The organism is Paraburkholderia sprentiae WSM5005 (assembly GCF_001865575.2).
GTDB lineage: Bacteria > Pseudomonadota > Gammaproteobacteria > Burkholderiales > Burkholderiaceae > Paraburkholderia > Paraburkholderia sprentiae.
On the sequence record NZ_CP017561.2, the window covers coordinates 261,994 to 279,841 of the forward strand.

The 17,848-nt window shown below is 64.8% G+C and carries 15 protein-coding genes; 11 read left to right on the plus strand and 4 right to left on the minus strand.

Annotation, left to right across the window (positions count from 1 at the left end; translation table 11 throughout):
* Window positions 1-206: 206 nt before the first annotated feature.
* The 3 genes from BJG93_RS01265 to BJG93_RS01275 are packed head-to-tail and all read left to right on the plus strand — an operon-like array spanning window position 207 to window position 4,930.
* The gene (locus BJG93_RS01265) at window positions 207-1,487 is read left to right on the plus strand and encodes a dicarboxylate/amino acid:cation symporter (protein ID WP_027199564.1); all 1,281 of its coding nucleotides are present in this window, start codon (window positions 207-209) and stop codon (window positions 1,485-1,487) included.
* 45 nt (window positions 1,488-1,532) lie between these two features.
* Complete coding sequence (locus tag BJG93_RS01270) at window positions 1,533-3,551, plus strand: sensor histidine kinase (RefSeq protein WP_027199565.1); 2,019 nt, start codon at window positions 1,533-1,535, stop codon at window positions 3,549-3,551.
* Window positions 3,552-3,580: 29 nt separating this feature from the next.
* Entirely contained in the window at window positions 3,581-4,930 is a 1,350-nt protein-coding gene (locus BJG93_RS01275) for a sigma-54-dependent transcriptional regulator (protein ID WP_027199566.1), read from the plus strand.
* Between the two features lie 58 nt (window positions 4,931-4,988).
* On the opposite strand, the gene BJG93_RS01280 is transcribed toward BJG93_RS01275, so the two are convergent.
* Complete coding sequence (locus BJG93_RS01280) at window positions 4,989-5,525, minus strand: TlpA disulfide reductase family protein (RefSeq protein WP_027199567.1); 537 nt, start codon at window positions 5,523-5,525, stop codon at window positions 4,989-4,991.
* Window positions 5,526-5,857: 332 nt separating this feature from the next.
* Here BJG93_RS01280 and BJG93_RS01285 point away from each other — a divergent pair, with 332 nt between their 5' ends.
* Window positions 5,858-6,412, plus strand: coding sequence for a dehydroquinate synthase/iron-containing alcohol dehydrogenase family protein (locus tag BJG93_RS01285; RefSeq protein ID WP_051374461.1), 555 nt, complete (start codon window positions 5,858-5,860; stop codon window positions 6,410-6,412).
* 332 nt (window positions 6,413-6,744) lie between these two features.
* Here the strand turns inward: BJG93_RS01285 and BJG93_RS01290 are convergent, their stop codons facing one another.
* Window positions 6,745-8,361 (minus strand): YifB family Mg chelatase-like AAA ATPase, encoded by a 1,617-nt coding sequence (locus tag BJG93_RS01290; RefSeq protein ID WP_027199569.1) that lies wholly within the window; start codon window positions 8,359-8,361, stop codon window positions 6,745-6,747.
* A gap of 119 nt (window positions 8,362-8,480) precedes the next feature.
* A complete protein-coding gene (locus BJG93_RS01295) occupies window positions 8,481-8,735 on the minus strand; it encodes an accessory factor UbiK family protein (protein ID WP_027199570.1) in 255 nt (84 codons plus the stop codon).
* 386 nt (window positions 8,736-9,121) lie between these two features.
* On the opposite strand from BJG93_RS01295, the gene BJG93_RS01300 reads away from it, so the two are divergent.
* The 7 genes from BJG93_RS01300 to ptsP all read left to right on the plus strand — a co-directional run bounded on the left by BJG93_RS01300 (window position 9,122) and on the right by ptsP (window position 16,783).
* The gene (locus BJG93_RS01300) at window positions 9,122-9,460 is read left to right on the plus strand and encodes a P-II family nitrogen regulator (RefSeq protein WP_013088261.1); all 339 of its coding nucleotides are present in this window, start codon (window positions 9,122-9,124) and stop codon (window positions 9,458-9,460) included.
* Between the two features lie 46 nt (window positions 9,461-9,506).
* Window positions 9,507-10,973, plus strand: coding sequence for an ammonium transporter (locus BJG93_RS01305; protein WP_027199571.1), 1,467 nt, complete (start codon window positions 9,507-9,509; stop codon window positions 10,971-10,973).
* A gap of 255 nt (window positions 10,974-11,228) precedes the next feature.
* Window positions 11,229-12,518, plus strand: coding sequence for a glutamate--cysteine ligase (gene gshA / locus BJG93_RS01310; RefSeq protein WP_018434736.1), 1,290 nt, complete (start codon window positions 11,229-11,231; stop codon window positions 12,516-12,518).
* Between the two features lie 102 nt (window positions 12,519-12,620).
* A complete protein-coding gene (gene gshB, locus BJG93_RS01315; RefSeq protein ID WP_027199572.1) occupies window positions 12,621-13,577 on the plus strand; it encodes a glutathione synthase in 957 nt (318 codons plus the stop codon).
* A gap of 243 nt (window positions 13,578-13,820) precedes the next feature.
* Window positions 13,821-14,348: a PTS sugar transporter subunit IIA gene (locus BJG93_RS01320; protein WP_027199573.1), complete on the plus strand. Its 528-nt coding sequence runs from the start codon at window positions 13,821-13,823 to the stop codon at window positions 14,346-14,348.
* 125 nt (window positions 14,349-14,473) lie between these two features.
* A complete protein-coding gene (locus BJG93_RS01325; protein WP_007179472.1) occupies window positions 14,474-14,743 on the plus strand; it encodes an HPr family phosphocarrier protein in 270 nt (89 codons plus the stop codon).
* A gap of 297 nt (window positions 14,744-15,040) precedes the next feature.
* Window positions 15,041-16,783, plus strand: coding sequence for a phosphoenolpyruvate--protein phosphotransferase (gene ptsP, locus BJG93_RS01330; protein ID WP_027199574.1), 1,743 nt, complete (start codon window positions 15,041-15,043; stop codon window positions 16,781-16,783).
* 100 nt (window positions 16,784-16,883) lie between these two features.
* On the opposite strand, the gene BJG93_RS01335 is transcribed toward ptsP, so the two are convergent.
* A complete protein-coding gene (locus tag BJG93_RS01335; RefSeq protein WP_027199575.1) occupies window positions 16,884-17,642 on the minus strand; it encodes a HesA/MoeB/ThiF family protein in 759 nt (252 codons plus the stop codon).
* Window positions 17,643-17,848 lie beyond the last annotated feature (206 nt).

Here is a 17,848-nt window from a genome sequence, read left to right on the forward strand (position 1 = left end):
ACTGGCATCGACCTTGCAAAACAAAGCGCGTGGCCGCCACGGCCCGACAAAAAAGCAAGGAGACAACGATGTCCGATTTCCCTTCCCGGTATTTCTGAATCCGTCGTCTTTGCAGCGGCTCGCTAACGTGCGCCCGCGCGACGACGTTTCGTTCGCGTGTCGCGCTCGCGGCGAGTCATCAGCTCATTTCCCTCGCAGGAATCATCGTGAAGAAACCTATCCATAAAGTGCTGTACGTCCAGGTGATCGCGGCGATCATCATCGGCATCGTACTGGGGCATTTCTACCCGAACCTGGCCGTCGACATGAAGCCGTTCGGCGACGGCTTTATCAAGCTGATCAAGATGGTGATCGGTCCGATCATCTTCTGCACGGTCGTGACGGGCATCGCCGGCATGGAAGACATGAAGAAGGTGGGACGCGTCGGCGGCAAGGCGCTGTTGTACTTTGAGATCGTGTCGACGTTCGCGCTGGTGCTCGGCCTTGCCGCCACGCACCTGCTGCGGCCCGGCGCCGGCTTCAACGTCGACCCGGCCTCGCTCGACAGCCGCGCGGTCGCGTCGTATGCGGCGAAGGCGCACGGCCAGTCGACGGTCGACTTCTTCATGCACATCATTCCGGACACGCTCTCGTCGGCGTTCGCGCAGGGCGAAATCCTGCAGATCCTGCTGATCGCGCTGCTGTTCGGCGCCGTGCTCGCGACGGCCGGTGACAAGGGCAAGCCCGTCACGAACTTCATCGAAGGGCTCTCGCACATCCTGTTCGGGATGGTGCGCATCATCACGAAGCTCGCGCCGATCGGTGCGTTCGGCGCGATGGCCTTCACGATCGGCAAGTACGGCATCGGCTCGCTGCTGCCGATGCTCAAGCTGGTCGGCACGTTCTATCTGACCTCGATCGTGTTCGTGGTGGTCGTGCTCGGCGCGATCGCGCGGATGGTGGGCTTCAACATCCTGCGCTTCGTTGCGTACATCAAGGAGGAAATGCTGATCGTGCTCGGCACGAGTTCGTCCGAAGCCGCGCTGCCGCAACTGATGCTGAAGCTCGAAAATCTCGGCTGCTCGCGCTCGGTGGTGGGCCTCGTGGTGCCGACCGGCTACTCGTTCAACCTCGACGGCACCAACATCTACATGACGATGGCGGTGCTGTTCATCGCTCAGGCGACCAACACTGACCTCAGCTGGGGCCAGCAGCTGACGCTGCTCGCGGTGACGATGCTGACCTCGAAGGGCGCGAGCGGCGTGACCGGCGCAGGCTTCATCACGCTCGCGGCGACGCTTGCCGTCGTGCCGACGATTCCGCTGTCGGGCATGGTGCTGATCCTAGGCATCGACCGCTTCATGAGCGAGTGCCGCGCGCTGACGAACATCGTCGGCAACGGTGTCGCGACGGTCGTCGTGTCGGCCTGGGAGAAGGAACTCGATCGCAGCAAGCTCAACAAGGTGCTGCGCGGCGATGTGGTGGTCAAAGAGCCGGCCGGCGTCTGAGCCGCGCCTTGCCAACCCTGTCGTGATCAGCGCGGACGCCTGCTGATGAAACCGGCGTCCGCGCGTTCTTCCGACGCGTATGGCGGCGTCTACTTGCCGCCCTATGCAACAATGTCTGATTCCCATCGATCGGACCGCGCCAACGTGACCCGCCGCCTGCTGATTCTCTTCGCGCTCGCAGCCGGGCTCGTGGCGGCATGCTGGCTCACCTACAGCCTCGCCTGGAAAGGCGGCGTCGAGACGCTGCGGCGCAATGCCGTCGTGCGCGGCGAGCGCACCGCGAGCGCGCTGAAGAGCACGCTAGAGCGCTACGAATCGCTGCCTTATCTGCTCGCCGAGCATCCGATCGTGCAGGACGTGCTGATCGATCCGAGCCCCGCCAACGTCAAGCGCGCGAATCTCTATCTCGAGGATCTGAACCGCCACGCGCGCGCGACGGTCACCTACATCATTTCGCTCGACGGCTACTGCGTCGCCGCCAGCAACTGGCGCGGGCCGGGCAGCTTCGTCGGCGCCGGCTATCAGTTTCGGCCGTATTTCGTCGATGCGGTGAAGGGCGGCGTCGGCCGCTTCTTTGGCATCGGCACGATTTCGCAGGCACCCGGCTACTACATCTCGCAGCCCGTGCGGCGCGACGGCAAGATCGTCGGTGTGGCGGTCGTCAAGCTCGATCTCGAATGGTTTCTGGGCGTCGACGCGACCGAGCCGCTCGTCGTCACCGACGATCATGGCGTGATCTTCCTGTCGTCGGTGCCGGCATGGAAGTACCACACGATCCGGCCGCTGCCGGGCCAGATTGCCAATTCGATCTACCAGACGCGCCAGTACGCGCAGCAACCGATCGAGCCGCTGCCGGTGACGGTCGAGCGCATCCTCGAAGGCAATGCGCAGATCCTGCGCGTCGGCGGCGGGCGCGCCGCGCCGCGCTACCTCGCGTCGCGGCACGGCATGGGCGAGCCGGACTGGCATCTGATCACGATGTTGCCGGTCGATCCAGTCGATGCCGACGCGCGCAAGGCGACCGTGATGACCGGCTTCGGCTATGTGTCGCTGGTGCTGCTCGCGTTCTACTGGCGCATGCGGCGCGCGCGTTTGCGCGAAATGATGCGCAGCCGCGCGCTGCTGCAGAAGGCGTACGCCGAGCTGAACGAGCGCGTCGCCGAGCGCACCGCCGATCTGTCCGAGGCGAACGAGCAGTTGCACAGGGAAGTTGCCGAGCGCACGCGTGCCGAGCAGGAGTTGCGCGCCGCACACGACGAGCTGATCCAGGCGAGCAAGCTCGCCGCGCTCGGCCAGATGGCGGCCGGCATCACGCACGAGCTGAACCAGCCGCTTGCCGCGCTGCGCAGTTTCTCGGACAACACGCGCGTGCTGCTCGAACGCGGCGACCAGGCATCGGCGCGCGAGAACCTCGAAGCAATCGCGGCGCTCACCGAGCGCATGGGCAAGATCACGAACCAGCTGAAGCTGTTCGTCGGCCGCGCACGGCCGCGCAGCGCGCGTGCGTCGATCGTGCGGGCGCTGCGCAACGTCGTCGCGTTGCTACAGAAGCGCCTGCAAGGCGTCGAGCTCGAGTTCGTGCTGATCGATGCGGAGACCGACGCCGACGCTGAAGCCGCCGATGCAGCAGACGGCGCGCGCAGGCCGTTGAATCTCGCCGACGATCATCCGGAGCTGGTCGCGAATTGCGACGACCTGCGACTCGAACAGGTGCTGATCAACCTGCTTGGCAACGCGCTCGACGCGACCGCCGGCGCGAACCCGCCGCGCATCACGGTCGAGGTCGAGGCCGGCGACGCGGACCTGTCGATCGCGGTGGGCGACAACGGACCCGGCATCCCCGACGACGTGCTGCCGCGCCTCTTCGAACCGTTTTTCACGACGAAGGAGATGGGCCAAGGGCTCGGCCTTGGCCTCGCGATTTCGTCGTCGATCGCGCGAGATTGCGGCGGCTCGATCGTCGCGCGCAACGCGCCGCACGGCGGTGCATTATTCGTGTTGACGCTGCGTCGCGCGCGCGTGCAGACCGACCCGTCGCACGATCCGCTGATCGCGGGCTTCTGATTTCACCGACGCATCACACGGAACACGCAATGAACGACGGCCTGCAAGTGCTGTACATCGAAGACGACGAACTGGTGCGGCGCGCGAGCGTGCAGAGCCTGCAGCTGGCTGGCTTCGACGTGATCGGCCATGCGTCCGTCGAAGCGGCGGCGAAGCTGATCAACGCCGACTTTTCCGGCGTGATCGTCAGCGATATCCGGCTGCCCGGCGCGAGCGGTCTCGATCTGCTCGCGCAGTGCCACGAGCGCGCGCCCGACGTGCCGGTAATTCTGGTCACCGGCCACGGCGATATCTCGATGGCCGTGCAGGCGATGCGCGACGGCGCCTACGACTTCATCGAAAAGCCGTTTGCGTCCGATCGCCTGATCGAAACCGTGCGGCGCGCGCTCGAGCGCCGCAGCCTGATGCTTGAAAACCTCGCGCTGCGCCGTGAGCTGGCCGGGCAGAACGCGGTCGCGCCGCGCATCATCGGCCGCAGTCCGGCGATCGAGCAGGTGCGGCGGCTGATCGCCAACGTGGCGCCGACCGATGCGTCGGTGTTGATCAACGGCGATACCGGCGCGGGCAAGGAGCTGATCGCGCGTAGCTTGCACGAGCTGTCGCCGCGGCGTGACAAGCCGTTCATCGCGGTGAATTGCGGCGCTTTGCCCGAGCCGATGTTCGAATCGGAGATGTTCGGCTATGAACCGGGCGCGTTCACCGGCGCGGCCAAACGGCGGGTCGGTAAGCTCGAACATGCGTCGGGCGGCACGCTGTTTCTCGACGAGATCGAGAGCATGCCGCTCGCGCTGCAGGTCAAGCTGCTGCGCGTGCTGCAGGACGGCGTGCTCGAACGGCTCGGCTCGAATCAGCCGATTCGCGTCAATTGCCGCGTGGTCGCGGCCGCCAAAGGCGACATGGCGGAGCACGTCGCGGATGGCTCGTTCCGGCGCGATCTGCTCTACCGGCTCAACGTAGTGACGATCTCGCTGCCGCCTTTGGGCGAGCGCCGCGAGGACATCGTGCCGCTGTTCGAGCATTTCCTGCTCGACGCGGCCGTTCGATATCAGCGGCCGGCGCCGATGCTCACCGATCGCCAGCGTACGAGCCTGATGCAGCGCGACTGGCCGGGCAACGTGCGCGAACTGCGCAATGCCGCCGACCGCTTCGTGCTGGGCATCATCGATGAACCGGTGCTGTCGTTCGCCGATGATGACGGCGCCGCTCACCCGCTGAAGGAGCGGGTCGAGCAGTTTGAGCGCGCGATGATCGCCGAGGCGTTGGAGCAGGCGGGCGGCGTGGTCGCGGTAGCGGCGGACCGTCTGCAGATCGGCAAGGCGACGCTCTACGAGAAGATCAAGCGATATAGCCTTGCGGCCAAAGGGGAAGGGGAGCGGTGAGGAGGAGGCGCCGGCGCGGGAGATTGCGCCAGCGCGTACGGGATCGGCTGGAGCCGGCTCAAGCCGAGCTAGCCTTCAGGGCTTTCGCGAGCAACTGGTCGAGTTCCGCGAACTGCGGCTCGCCGACATAGCGCTTCAGGATCCTGCCGTCTTTATCGACGACGAAGGTGGTTGGCGTAAGCTGCACGTTGCCGAACTGCTTGGCGGCCGAGCCGTCGTCCATGGCGACCTTGAACGGCAACTGACGCGTTTGCGTGTAGTTGGTCACGTACATCGGCGCATCGTAGTTCATCGCCACCGCGACGAATTCGAGGCCCTGGCCCTTGAAGCGGTTATAGGTCTCGACCATCTGCGGCATTTCCTTCATACAAGTGTCGCAGTTCGTCGCCCAGAAGTTGACGAGATAAACCTTGCCTTTCAGGTCCGCGGTCGTGAGCTTCTGCCCCGACAGCAAGGTGAAGGTTGCGTCAGGCACGCGCTGCTGGCCGGCAAACGCGAAATAACCGGCAATGGCGAGCGCAATGGCCACGGCCACCGCAATCAGATAGCGAAGCGGGTTCGTGCGCCGGGTGGCGGTCGTTGAATTGGAGCTCATGAACGGAACCTCGTGAGTCGCGCGCGGCGCGGAACAATGGGTCGGTGTGTTGGCGCTCGGGCCATTGCTGAACAGCTTTGCCATTGTAGCTCCAAGGCGGCGATTGCGCCGGAATGGCGCGACGGCGCCGCGCTGCACGCCGGGCCGCCAGTCGATCAGCGGATAATGGCGCTTTACGCTTCGCAAGCCCAATCTTCCGTCCCATGCTCCGAACCGTTCTTCGCGTCCGCTGTTTAGTTGCCCGCGTGTCGTGGCGTCTTCCGTTGATCAGCCGATGGTGCGCCCGCCACGCGGGCGTCTTTCATCTGGCGAGCCTTGTTTCTCCTGCCTTGATGCGACCCGGTCGTGTCCGAACCAGGATCGGCGCAGCGGCGGCGGCGCTGACTGTCGGCGTCGCGATCAGCGCTTGCTCGCCGACCTTCGACTGGCGCACCGTGATGAACAACGACAAGGGCTACACGGTCGACTTCCCTGCCAAGCCGGGCAACGACCAGCGCGCGGTGCAGATCGGCGGTACACCGATGCAGATGGCGATGCAGACGGCCGAAGCCGGCAATGCGGTATTCGCGGTCGGCACCGTGATGCTGCCCGACGACAGCGATGCGACGCAGCGCGCCGCGCTTGCTTTCCTGCGCGCCGGATTGGCACGCAACGTCGGGGCGACGCCCGATGCTCATGCCGTGCAGGTTCCGCTGGCCGCGGGCGGCAAGACACTCGGCCTGGAGATGACGGTGAGCGGCGCCGCCGGCGCCAAACACGAGACCCGCATCGTGTATGCGCGGCTCGTCGCGCGCGGCCGGCATGTGTACCAGGCGGCGATCATCGCCGATCAACCGCTGCCGCAAGACCAGGTCGATCAATTTTTCTCGTCTTTCCAGCTGTACTGAACGTGGTATTTTTGGCCGATCCGGCACGCCCGAGAGTGTTGAGCGCAGTGAAAGTTCCTTCGCAGGTTTGCGCGCTAATTACCGGTTTTCGTTGAGCTTTTGGACGTGCTTGCGCAACCTGTGGATAACTCTGTTGAGAACTCGGCCTCAATGGCCGCGAAAGCCCATCGGGCGGGCCTTCCGTCAAATTTCGGGGGCGCGCGACGTTTTTTAAAATGCAATAAAATCAAGGCGTTACAACGATGCGCATTTATCCGCCTGTTAGTTGTATCAAAATCTATCAGGATCGTGGACGTGTGAATAAGTCAAGTCTTGACAGTAGATTTTTCTCCTCATAACGAGCCAAAAGCGCGGCGGTATTGAATCGCCTCGGCGACTTGCGCGGCGCTTGGCATCGCCGCGCCAGCCAAGTCCGCGACGGTGCGCGCGACCTTCAACACCCGGTAGTACGCGCGCGCCGACCAGCCGAAGCGCTCGCCGGCTTCGCGCAGCAGCGCTTCGCCCGATGCGTCCGGGCGGCACACGTCGTCGACCTCCCGTCCGTCCAACTCGCGGTTGGTCTTGCCTTGCCGGGCGAGTTGCCGCTCGCGCGCAGCGCTCACGCGCTGTGCGATCGCCGCGCTCGCTTCGCCAGCGGTGACGGTGCGGGCCGCGAGTTCGGTGGCGGTCAGCGCCGGAATCTCGAGCTGGATGTCGATGCGGTCGAGCAGCGGTCCCGACAATTTACGCAGATAGCGCGCGGCGACTTCCGGTGTGCAGCGGCAGCGCCCGCCCGGATCGCCGCGCCAGCCGCACGGGCACGGGTTCATTGCGGCGATCAGTTGGCAGGCGGCGGGGAAATCCGCCTGCCAGGCGGCGCGCGAAATCGTGATGCGGCCGGCTTCGAGCGGCTCGCGCAGCGTTTCGAGCACCACGCGATCGAATTCGGGGAGCTCATCCAGAAAGAGCACGCCCAGATGCGCGAGCGTGATCTCGCCTGGCTGAGGCGGATTGCGTCCGCCGACCAGCGCCGCCGCGCTCGACGAATGATGCGGCGCGCGAAACGGCCGCTGCCGCCACTGCGACGGCTTGAAGCCGATCCGGCTCGCCGACAGCAACGCCGCGGAGGCGAGCGCTTCGTCGTCGGTCATGGGTGGCAGCAGGCCTGGAAGGCGTGCCGCGAGCATCGACTTGCCGGCGCCGGGTGGCCCGATCAGCAACACGTGGTGGCCGCCGGCCGCAGCGACTTCGAGTGCGCGCCGGGCGGCGCGCTGGCCGATCACATCGGCCATGTCCGGCAGTGTGGCGGCGGCGTGCCCGCCGGGCTTAGGTGCGGCGATGGGGCTCAGACGCGCATCCGGCGAACCTGCCAGATGCGCGCATAGCGACGGCAAATCGGCTGCGCCGAGCACGTCGACGCCGGGCACGAGCGCCGCTTCCGCCGCGCTCGCGGCGGGCAGATAAAGCTGCGGGGTGTGGACGGTCTGTCCGGCTAGTTGATCGACGCCGGCCGGCAACGCAGAACGCGTTTCAGACGAAGCGTCGGCATCGGCGGCGCCAGCGCGCGGCAGAGCGCCGCGCGCGGTGCCGCACGCCATCGCGAACGCGCCTCGCATCGGCCGCAGCGCGCCGGTCAACGACAGCTCGCCAGCAAACTCCCGATGCAGCAGCGATTTGGCCGGAATCTGCCCGCTTGCGGCGAGGATGCCGAGCGCGATCGGTAAATCGAAACGGCCGGATTCCTTCGGTAGATCGGCGGGCGCCAGGTTGACGGTGATGCGGCGGACCGGGAAATCGAAACCGCAGTTCTGCAGCGCGGCGCGCACGCGCTCGCGGCTCTCGCGCACTTCCAGGTCGGGCAGGCCGACGATGGAAAACGACGGCAGTCCATTGGCGAGGTGAACCTCGACGGTCACCTCTGGCGCGCGGCCAGCGGCCGGCGCGCGGCTGCGCACCACGGCAAGCGACATATTCCTCCCGTCGGACGACGCGCTCAAGACGCGCGCAGTCCCCTATAACCCTGATGACGTCACGGCCCGCTTGCCGGTGATGTGTGGCACTGCGGCAGCTTGGTGGCTGCGCGCAGCGCTTACGGCGTCTGCGTAAGCGGCAGCTTCTGCTCGAGCTCGGCGACGCGGCGCTCGAGTTCTTCGAGGCGCGCGCGCGTACGCACGAGCACCTGAGTCTGCGTATCGAATTCCTCGCGCGTGACCAGATCGAGCTTCGAGAATCCCTGCGACAGCATGGCCTTGACGTTGCGCTCAACATCCTTGGCCGGCGAATTCTTGAACAGACCGCTGACGCGAGCCTGGAAGTCGTTAAAAACGTCGTTTGGTTGTTTCATCGTGTTCCCCTTGCTGCACAAAAAAAGTGCATGTTTCGTGGCGTCTATGCCCCATTGCGGCGAATGGGCGATGCTGGTGCGCGGCGCATTCGCTGCCGCGGCCGCGTGAGCGACTTTGGTGCGCGCCGCCGCGTTCAGAGCGTTCGAACACTCTAGCAACGATCCCCCGGCCGCGCCACCGCCCACCGCGCCGCTGGCCGTCCGGACAAGGCCGCCCTGGCGCGCTGCGCCACGGGCGCGACGCGCGGTCCAACACAACATGGCATAGGAGTTGCTGTTACTGCCCCGCGCGCACTGCCAGGGCGCATCGACCGGTAGCGCAGGAGACTGTGGTCACGGGTACGCAACGAGTTAGCAACGAATCAGCAACAACTAGCGAGGATTTCATGAAACTCATTACCGCAATCATCAAGCCGTTCAAGCTGGATGAAGCGCGCGAAGCCTTGTCGGCCATAGGCGTGTCGGGCATCACGGTGACGGAAGTCAAAGGCTTCGGGCGGCAGAAGGGTCACACCGAGCTGTATCGGGGCGCCGAATACGTCGTCGATTTTCTGCCGAAGGTGAAGATCGAAGCGGCGGTGTCGGACGACATCGTCGACCAGGCGATCGAGGCGCTCGAGCGCGCCGCGCGCACCGGCAAGATCGGCGACGGCAAGATCTTCGTCACGCCGATCGAACAAGTGGTTCGGATTCGCACCGGCGAGACCGGCGCGGACGCACTGTAAAAGACCAGAGCATAAAGATACGGATAGCGACAAGAGGAAAACCAAGATGCGCAAACTCATGATGTCCCTGCTGATGGCCGGCTCGCTGCTTGCGGGCGGTGTCGGCACCGCCCTCGCGGACGATGCGTCCGCTCCCGCAGCCGCTTCCGCCCCCGATACGACGGCGAGCGCGCCGGCACCGGACGCCTCGGCTGCAGCCGCTGCCCCGGCGCCGGCCGCGAGCGCCGCGGCCGCCAGCGACGCATCGGCCGCCGCGCCGGCTGCGCCAACTGCGCCGTTCTCGGTCGATTCATCGAAGATCAACTCCGGCGACACCGCGTGGATGCTGACCTCGACCGCGCTCGTGCTGTTCATGACGATCCCGGGCCTCGCGCTGTTCTACGGCGGCATGGTCCGCAAGAAGAACGTGCTCGCGACGCTGATGCAGAGCTTCGCGATCACCTGCGTCGTGACGATCGTCTGGACCGTGATCGGCTACAGCCTCGCATTCACGCCGGGCGGCCCGTTCATCGGCGGCTTCTCGCGCGTGTTCATGGCGGGCATGAACTACATCAAGGGCGACAAGGCCACGACGCTGACCGTCAGCCACCTCGCGCCGACGATCCCCGAGACGGTCTACTTCGTCTATCAGATGACCTTCGCGATCATCACGCCGGCGCTGATCACCGGTGCGTTCGCGGACCGCATGAAGTTCTCGGCAATGCTGGTGTTCATGACGCTGTGGTCGATCATCGTCTACTCGCCGATCGCGCACATGGTGTGGGAACCGACCGGCTGGCTGGCTAGCGCGGGCATCCTCGACTTCGCGGGCGGCACGGTGGTGCACATCAACGCGGGTATCGCGGGTCTGGTCTGCTGTCTGGTGCTCGGCAAGCGCATCGGTTACGGGAAGGAAGCCATGGCGCCGCACAACCTGACGCTCACGCTGATCGGTGGCGCGATGCTGTGGGTCGGCTGGTTCGGCTTCAACGCGGGCTCGGCCGTCGCAGCGGACGGCCGTGCGGGCTTCGCGATGTTTGCCACGCAAGTGGCGACCGCCGCGGCGGCGCTCGCGTGGATGTTCGCCGAATGGGCGGCCAAGGGTAAGCCGTCGGTGCTGGGTATCGTATCGGGCGCGGTCGCGGGGCTGGTGGCGGTGACGCCGGCGTCGGGCTTCGTCGGCACGCTCGGTGCGCTCGTGATCGGTATCGTCGCGGGTGTGGTCTGCTTCTGGTCGGCCACGTGGCTCAAGCACAAATTCGGTTACGACGATTCGCTCGACGCGTTCGGCGTGCACTGCGTGGGCGGGATCGTAGGCGCGCTGCTCACTGGCGTGTTCGCGGTCAAGGACATCGGTGGCGCGGACGGTAGCGTGATCCTGCAGGCCAAGGGCGTGCTGACGACGCTGGCCTACAGCGGCGTGGTGAGCTTCGTGCTGCTGAAGATCATCGACATGGTGATGGGCATCCGCGTGACCGAAGAGCAGGAGCGCGAAGGCCTCGACGTGAGCCTGCACGGCGAGCACGTCGAATAACGGAAAACCAGCCAAGGCTTCGCGGGCTCGCGCTGCGGGCTCGCCGGATCACGAAAATGGTTGGCAAGCGCAGCGATTTTGGCCCGCCTTCATGGCGGGCTTTTTTCTTGCTGAATGGGTTGCGAACGGTAATTTTCCGCGCCTATCATCGAGATAGGGAGAATGCATTCGAGTCTGCTTGCGAATGGAGAAACCGTCCCCAAATGGACAAAGCATTTGCTCTACAATCTTTTTTCTCCAGTCTGCGAGTGATCAATGGTTCCGCACCTAGTTACGGCGTTAAACGGCCCGCTGCTCGACCTCGAGCGGAAGATCCTCGACGCCACGCCCGCTATCGAACGCTGGTTCCGGCTCGAATGGCAGGAGCACACGCCGCCGTTCTACTGTTCCGTCGATTTGCGTAACGCGGGCTTCAAGCTCGCGCCGGTCGACACCAATCTGTTTCCCGGCGCATTCAATAATCTGCCGCAGGAAGTGCTGCCGCTAGCGGTGCAGGCCGCGATGGCCTCGATCGAAAAGATCTGCCCGGACGCGAAGAATCTGCTGGTGATTCCGGAGCGCCACACGCGCAACGCGTTCTACCTCGAAAACGTCGCCCGGCTCGCGTCGATCATGCGCCAGGCGGGTCTGAACGTACGCTTCGGCACGCTCGACGAAACCATCAACGGTCCGGTCACGATCGCGCTGTCCGACGGGCAGAAGCTCGTGCTCGAACCGCTCGAGCGCTCGCAGCGGCGCCTTGGGCTGAAGAACTTCGACCCGTGCTCGATCCTGCTGAACAACGATCTGTCCGGCGGCATTCCGCCCGTGCTTGAAAATCTGCACGAGCAATACCTGCTGCCGCCGCTGCATGCCGGCTGGGCGGTGCGTCGCAAGTCGACGCATTTCTCGTGTTATGACGATGTCGCGAAGAAGTTCGCGAAGATGGTCGAGATCGATCCGTGGATGATCAACCCGTACTTCGCGCACGTCGAGGGCGTCGACTTCCAGCAGCGCACCGGCGAGGAAGCGCTTGCCGATGCGATCGACGGCGTGCTGAAGAAGATCGCGCGCAAGTATCGCGAGTACGGCATCTCCGAAAAGCCGTATGTCGTGATCAAGTCCGATGCGGGCACCTACGGCATGGGCGTGATGACGGTGCACGACGCGTCGGAAGTCGCCGCGCTCACCAAGCGCGAACGCACGCGCATGGCGGCGACCAAAGACGGCCTGGAAGTGCACGACGTGATCGTGCAGGAAGGCGTGTACACGTTCGAGCGCATCGGCGAGGAAGTTGCGGAGCCGGTCGTCTACATGATCGACCGGTATGTGGTGGGCGGCTTCTATCGCGTGCACGGCAGCCGCGAGCGCGATCAGAACCTGAACGCGCCGGGCATGCACTTCGTGCCGCTCGGCTTCGAACATACGGCGCTGCCCGATGCGCACGCGAAGCCTGGCGCGGCGCCGCCGAACCGCTTCTATATGTATGGCGTCGTCGCGCGGCTGGGCTTGCTCGCCGCATCGGTCGAACTCGAAAAGACCGATCCCGAAGCGATCCAGGTCTAAGCCAACCCTCGCGGCAAGATGGCGGCACGCGTGCCGCCATCGCCGTCTTCAAAGACTATATTGACGAACACTGTCACGCCTGTCAGGCGCACCGGAACCTCCATGGACATTCTTTTCATCGCCGATCCGCTCAGCCATTTCAAGATCTATAAAGACACGACCTACGCGATGATGGCCGAAGCGGCGCGCCGCGGTCACACGGTGTACACCTGCGAGCCGAAGCATCTGGCGTGGACGGGCGGCGATGTCGAGGCGAACGTGCAACGCATCGCGATCACCGGCGATAGCACCGATCTGCATCGTGACGTGTGGTTCGCCGCTGATGCCGCCGCGCCGCGCGCGCTGGCGAGCTTCGGCGCGGTCGTGATGCGCAAGGACCCGCCGTTCGACATGGAATACGTGACGTCGACGTGGTTGCTCGAGTTGGCCGAGCGTGGCGGCGCGCGCATCTTCAACAAGCCGCAGGCGATTCGCGATCATTCGGAGAAGCTCGCGATCGGCGAATTTGCGCAATTCGTCGCGCCGACACTGGTCACGCGCGACCCGGCCCGCTTGCGCGCGTTTCACGAACGGCACGGCGATGTGATCTTGAAGCCGCTCGACGGCATGGGCGGCATGGGCGTGTTCCGCGTGAAGGCGGCCGGCATGAACCTCGGCTCGATCATCGAAATGCTGAGCCACGACGGCGCGCGTACGGTGATGGCGCAGAAATTCATCCCCGAGATCAAGGACGGTGACAAGCGCATCCTGTTGATCGGCGGCGAAGCGGTGCCGTACTCGCTCGCACGCATTCCTCAGGGTAATGAGGTGCGCGGCAATCTGGCGGCCGGCGGACTGGGCGTGGCGCGGTCGCTCAGCGAGCACGATCGCAAGATCGCCGATACCCTCGCGCCGGTATTGGCGGCGCGCGGCTTGCTGCTGGTTGGGCTCGACGCGATCGGCGACTGGCTCACCGAGGTGAACGTGACGAGCCCGACGTGCTTCCGCGAGATCATGGACCAGACCGGTTTCGACGTCGCCGCAATGTTCGTCGACGCGCTGGAGCGCGCGGTCGGCTGACGCGTGGCGCTCGTGTGCCACGCCGGCGCAGCGGCCTTGATTGGCCGGCCGCGACCCCAATCTCTGTAGTAGATCCGCGTCAGGCGCGTCGTCGGAATTGGCACGAAAATGAGGCTGCTACAATGCCCGCTCGCCCAACGATGCATTCTTGCTCTCGCGACCCACGGCCGGTCCGGGGTGAGGGCGAACCGGGCTTGAGTCCCGGTCCACGGTTTGGGGCCGTTCTTTCGCTGTAAGGCTGATATGGCAGGCATTCTGATCATTGCGCACGCTCCATTCGCCACCGCGTTGCGCGATTGCATTTCCCACATTTATGGCGGTTTGCCGGCGCGTATCGGCGTGATCGACGTGTCGCCGGATTGCAATCCCGCGCAGGTCGTCGCGCTTGCGAATTCGGAAATCGCACGGCTAAAGGAAGAGAACGGCGCGCTGGTGCTGACCGATATGTTCGGCGCGACCCCGGCCAACATCGCGGGCCGGCTTGCCAATGTGCCGGACGTGCGCGTGCTGTGCGGCGTCAATCTGCCGATGCTGGTGCGCGCGGTCTGCTATCGCGCGACGCCGCTCGACACGCTGGTCGACAAGGCGCTCGCCGGTGCGACCAAGGGCGTGCACGCGATCGGACCGGCTACAGCGGAGCCGGTCACGCAGCCGGCCTGCGCGGCCGCTTGCCTGCCGGCGCTGCCGCCCGACGCGGCGCCCGCCGACTGTGTGCCCGCGTTGCCGGCCGATGCCGATCTGACGCAAAAGACCGACGCGCCCGGCCTGTAAATCGAACCGGTTTGCAGGCAAGCTTCGACAGATTCAGGCGGCTTCGCACTGGCTCGAATCGCATCGCCGCCGTTTTCGCAGTGTCACCTTTTACCCTTTCATTCACCCGCGCTTCGGACCATCACATGCTGCAACAGGAAACGACTATCGTGAACAAGCTGGGGCTGCACGCGCGCGCGTCGGCCAAGTTGACGCAACTCGCGGGCAATTACCAGGCGGAAATCTGGATGAGCCGCAATGGCCGTCGCATCAACGCGAAGAGCATCATGGGCGTGATGATGCTGGCCGCGGGCATCGGCAGTACCGTGCTGATCGAAACCGAAGGCGCCGACGAAAAGGAAGCGATGGACGCCCTCTTGAAGCTGATCGCCGATAAATTCGGCGAAGGTCAATAAGCCCGCCGCGTTTTGCCATCCAGAAACCCGAAAATGCCGCGGCGCGATCCGCGGTTTTTTTTCGTCGCCGATATCTGAGGATCTGGGGAGGCGTGCTGTTAATCGACATCAAACGGAGGTATAGAAGCGGCGCGAAAGCCATGGGGAAGAGTCCGTAAGGCGACATGCGTTTTCAATCGTGCTGCGCTGCACACACCACAGCCATGCTTCGACAAGGCGCTGAATTTATAATGCCCGGTACGGTCTGAGAGCATTGCAGCGGTTTGCCGCGGCATCACACAACTAGAGGAGGTGCGCGTGTCATTCGCGCTGCATGGAATTCCCGTGTCACGCGGTATCGCCATCGGGCGGGCCTATCTGATCGCCCCGGCAGCACTCGACGTAGACCACTATCTGATCGAACCTGCCCAGATCGAAGGGGAGGTCGAGCGTTTTCGCGCGGCTCAGCAACGCGTGCATGAAGAACTCAACGCATTGCGCTCCGATCTCGCCGCGGATGTTCCTAGCGAAGTGGGCGCGTTCATCGACGTTCACACGATGATCCTGAACGACGCCATGCTCGTTCAGGAAACCATCGACCTGATCCGCACGCGCCGCTACAACGTCGAATGGGCGCTGACCGAACAGCTCGACAGACTGTCGCGCCATTTCGACACGATCGAAGACGAATACCTGCGCGAGCGCAAGGCTGACATCGAGCAGGTCGTCGAGCGCGTGTTGAAGGCGCTCGCGGGCGCGCCGGGCATCGTCGGCAACGTGCATGGCGCATGCGACGAGATGATCGTGGTCGCGCACGACATCGCGCCGGCCGACATGATGCAGTTCAAGACACAGACGTTCCAGGGCTTCGTCACCGATCTGGGCGGGCGCACGTCGCATACCGCGATCGTCGCGCGCAGCCTCGGCATTCCGGCCGCGGTCGGCGTGCAGCATGCGAGCGCGCTGATCCGCCAGGACGATCTGATCATCGTCGATGGCGACCACGGCATCGTGATCGTCGATCCTGCGCCGATCGTGCTCGAGGAGTACTCGTACCGGCAAAGCGAGAAGGCGCTCGAGCAGCGCAAACTGCAACGGCTCAAGTTCTCACCGACGCAAACACTGTGCGGCACGCGCATCGAACTGTGCGCGAACATCGAGTTGCCGGACGACGCGCGCGCGGCGCTCGAATCGGGCGCAACCGGCGTGGGTCTGTTCCGCACCGAGTTCCTGTTCATGAATCACAAGCACCGGATGCCCGAAGAGGAGGCGCAGTTCAGCGCGTATCGTCGCGCGGTCGAGCTGATGAACGGCCTGCCGGTCACGATCCGCACGATCGACGTCGGCGCCGACAAGCCGCTCGATTCGATGGGCGGCGACGGCTATGAGACGACGGCGAATCCGGCCCTCGGTTTGCGCGCGATTCGCTGGAGCCTGTCCGAGCCGCAGATGTTCCTCACGCAGCTGCGCGCTATCCTGCGCGCGTCGGCGTTCGGGAAGGTGAAGATCCTGATCCCGATGCTCGCGCACGCGCAGGAAATCGACCAGACGCTCGATCTGATCCGTGAAGCCAAGCGTCAACTCGACGACGCCGGTATCGCGTACGATCCGAACGTGCAGGTCGGTGCGATGATCGAGATTCCGGCCGCCGCGATCGCGTTGCCGCTGTTTCTGAAGCGGCTCGATTTTCTGTCGATCGGCACCAACGATCTGATTCAGTACACGCTCGCGATCGATCGCGCGGACAACGCGGTCGCGTATTTGTACGATCCGCTGCATCCGGCCGTGCTGCATCTGATCGCGTTCACGCTGCGCGAGGCGAAGCGCGCGGGCGTGCCCGTCTCGGTGTGCGGTGAGATGGCGGGCGACCCGGCGTTGACGCGTCTGTTGCTCGGCATGGGCCTCACCGAGTTTTCGATGCATCCGAGCCAGCTGCTCGAGGTCAAGCAGGAGGTCCTGCGCTCGCATCTGAAGACGCTGGAGAAGCCGGTGGCCGACGTGCTGGCTTCGTTCGAGCCGGAAGAGGTGCAGGCGGCGCTCAAGCGGGTCGCGCTGGTTTGAATCTCGGGGCGCTTCGTCGCGCTCGTTGGACGAAAAACGCCGCACATGTGCGGCGTTTTTCGATTTTCAGCGTCAATCGGACGGGCAGCAGGGAACCGACTCAGGACCCGTGCTCGTGGCCGCACACCGGGCAATCCGGCTGACGTGCGATGCGCATCGTGTTCCATTCCATGCGCAGCGAATCGAGCATCGTCAGGCGCCCCACGAGCGGCGTGCCGATTGCGCCGATCACCTTCAGCGCTTCGGCGGCCTGCATCGAACCGATGATGCCGACCGTCGGCGCGAACACGCCCATTGTCGAGCATGCAACTTCCTCGAACGGCTGATCTTCGGGAAACACGCACGCGTAGCACGGGGACGCTTCGTTGCGAAAATCGAAGGTGCTGATCTGCCCGTCGAAGCGCAGCGCCGCGCCCGACACGAGCGGCACCCGATGCTTGACGCACGCGCGATTGATCGCGTGACGCGTCGCGAAGTTGTCGGTGCAATCGAGCACGACATTGGCGTGCGGCACCTCGCGATCGAGCCAGCCATCGTCGACGCGCTCGGCCACCGCGTTGACGACGACCTCGGGATTGATCCGCGCCAGCATCTCGCGCCCGGACTCGACCTTTCTGCGTCCAACCGACGCGCTCACGTGCAGGATCTGCCGCTGCAGATTGGTCAGATCGACAGTATCGGCATCGACGAGCGTCAGACGGCCGACGCCCGCCGCCGCGAGGTACAGCGCGGCCGGCGAACCGAGCCCGCCCGCACCGACGATGATCGCGTGGGCGTCGATAAAACGCTGCTGCGCTTCGATGCCGATCTCGTCGACGAGGATATGGCGGGAGTAGCGCAGAAGTTGATCGTCATTCATGGCGGAGCGCGTGAGTGTGTCGCTAGGTCGCGCGAGGGGAGGCAGACCGAGGGTCCGCGGCGCGCATTCGTGGCTGTTATTTTAATCGCGCGGGGAGGTTGGCTGTTGCGGCTTGCCGTGAGGCGCCGCCGGCCAGGCGGCGGCTTTTGCGGTGATTCTTGCGACGTGTCTTCGCAGACTATGGTGCTGCGAAGACACGTGCGGGT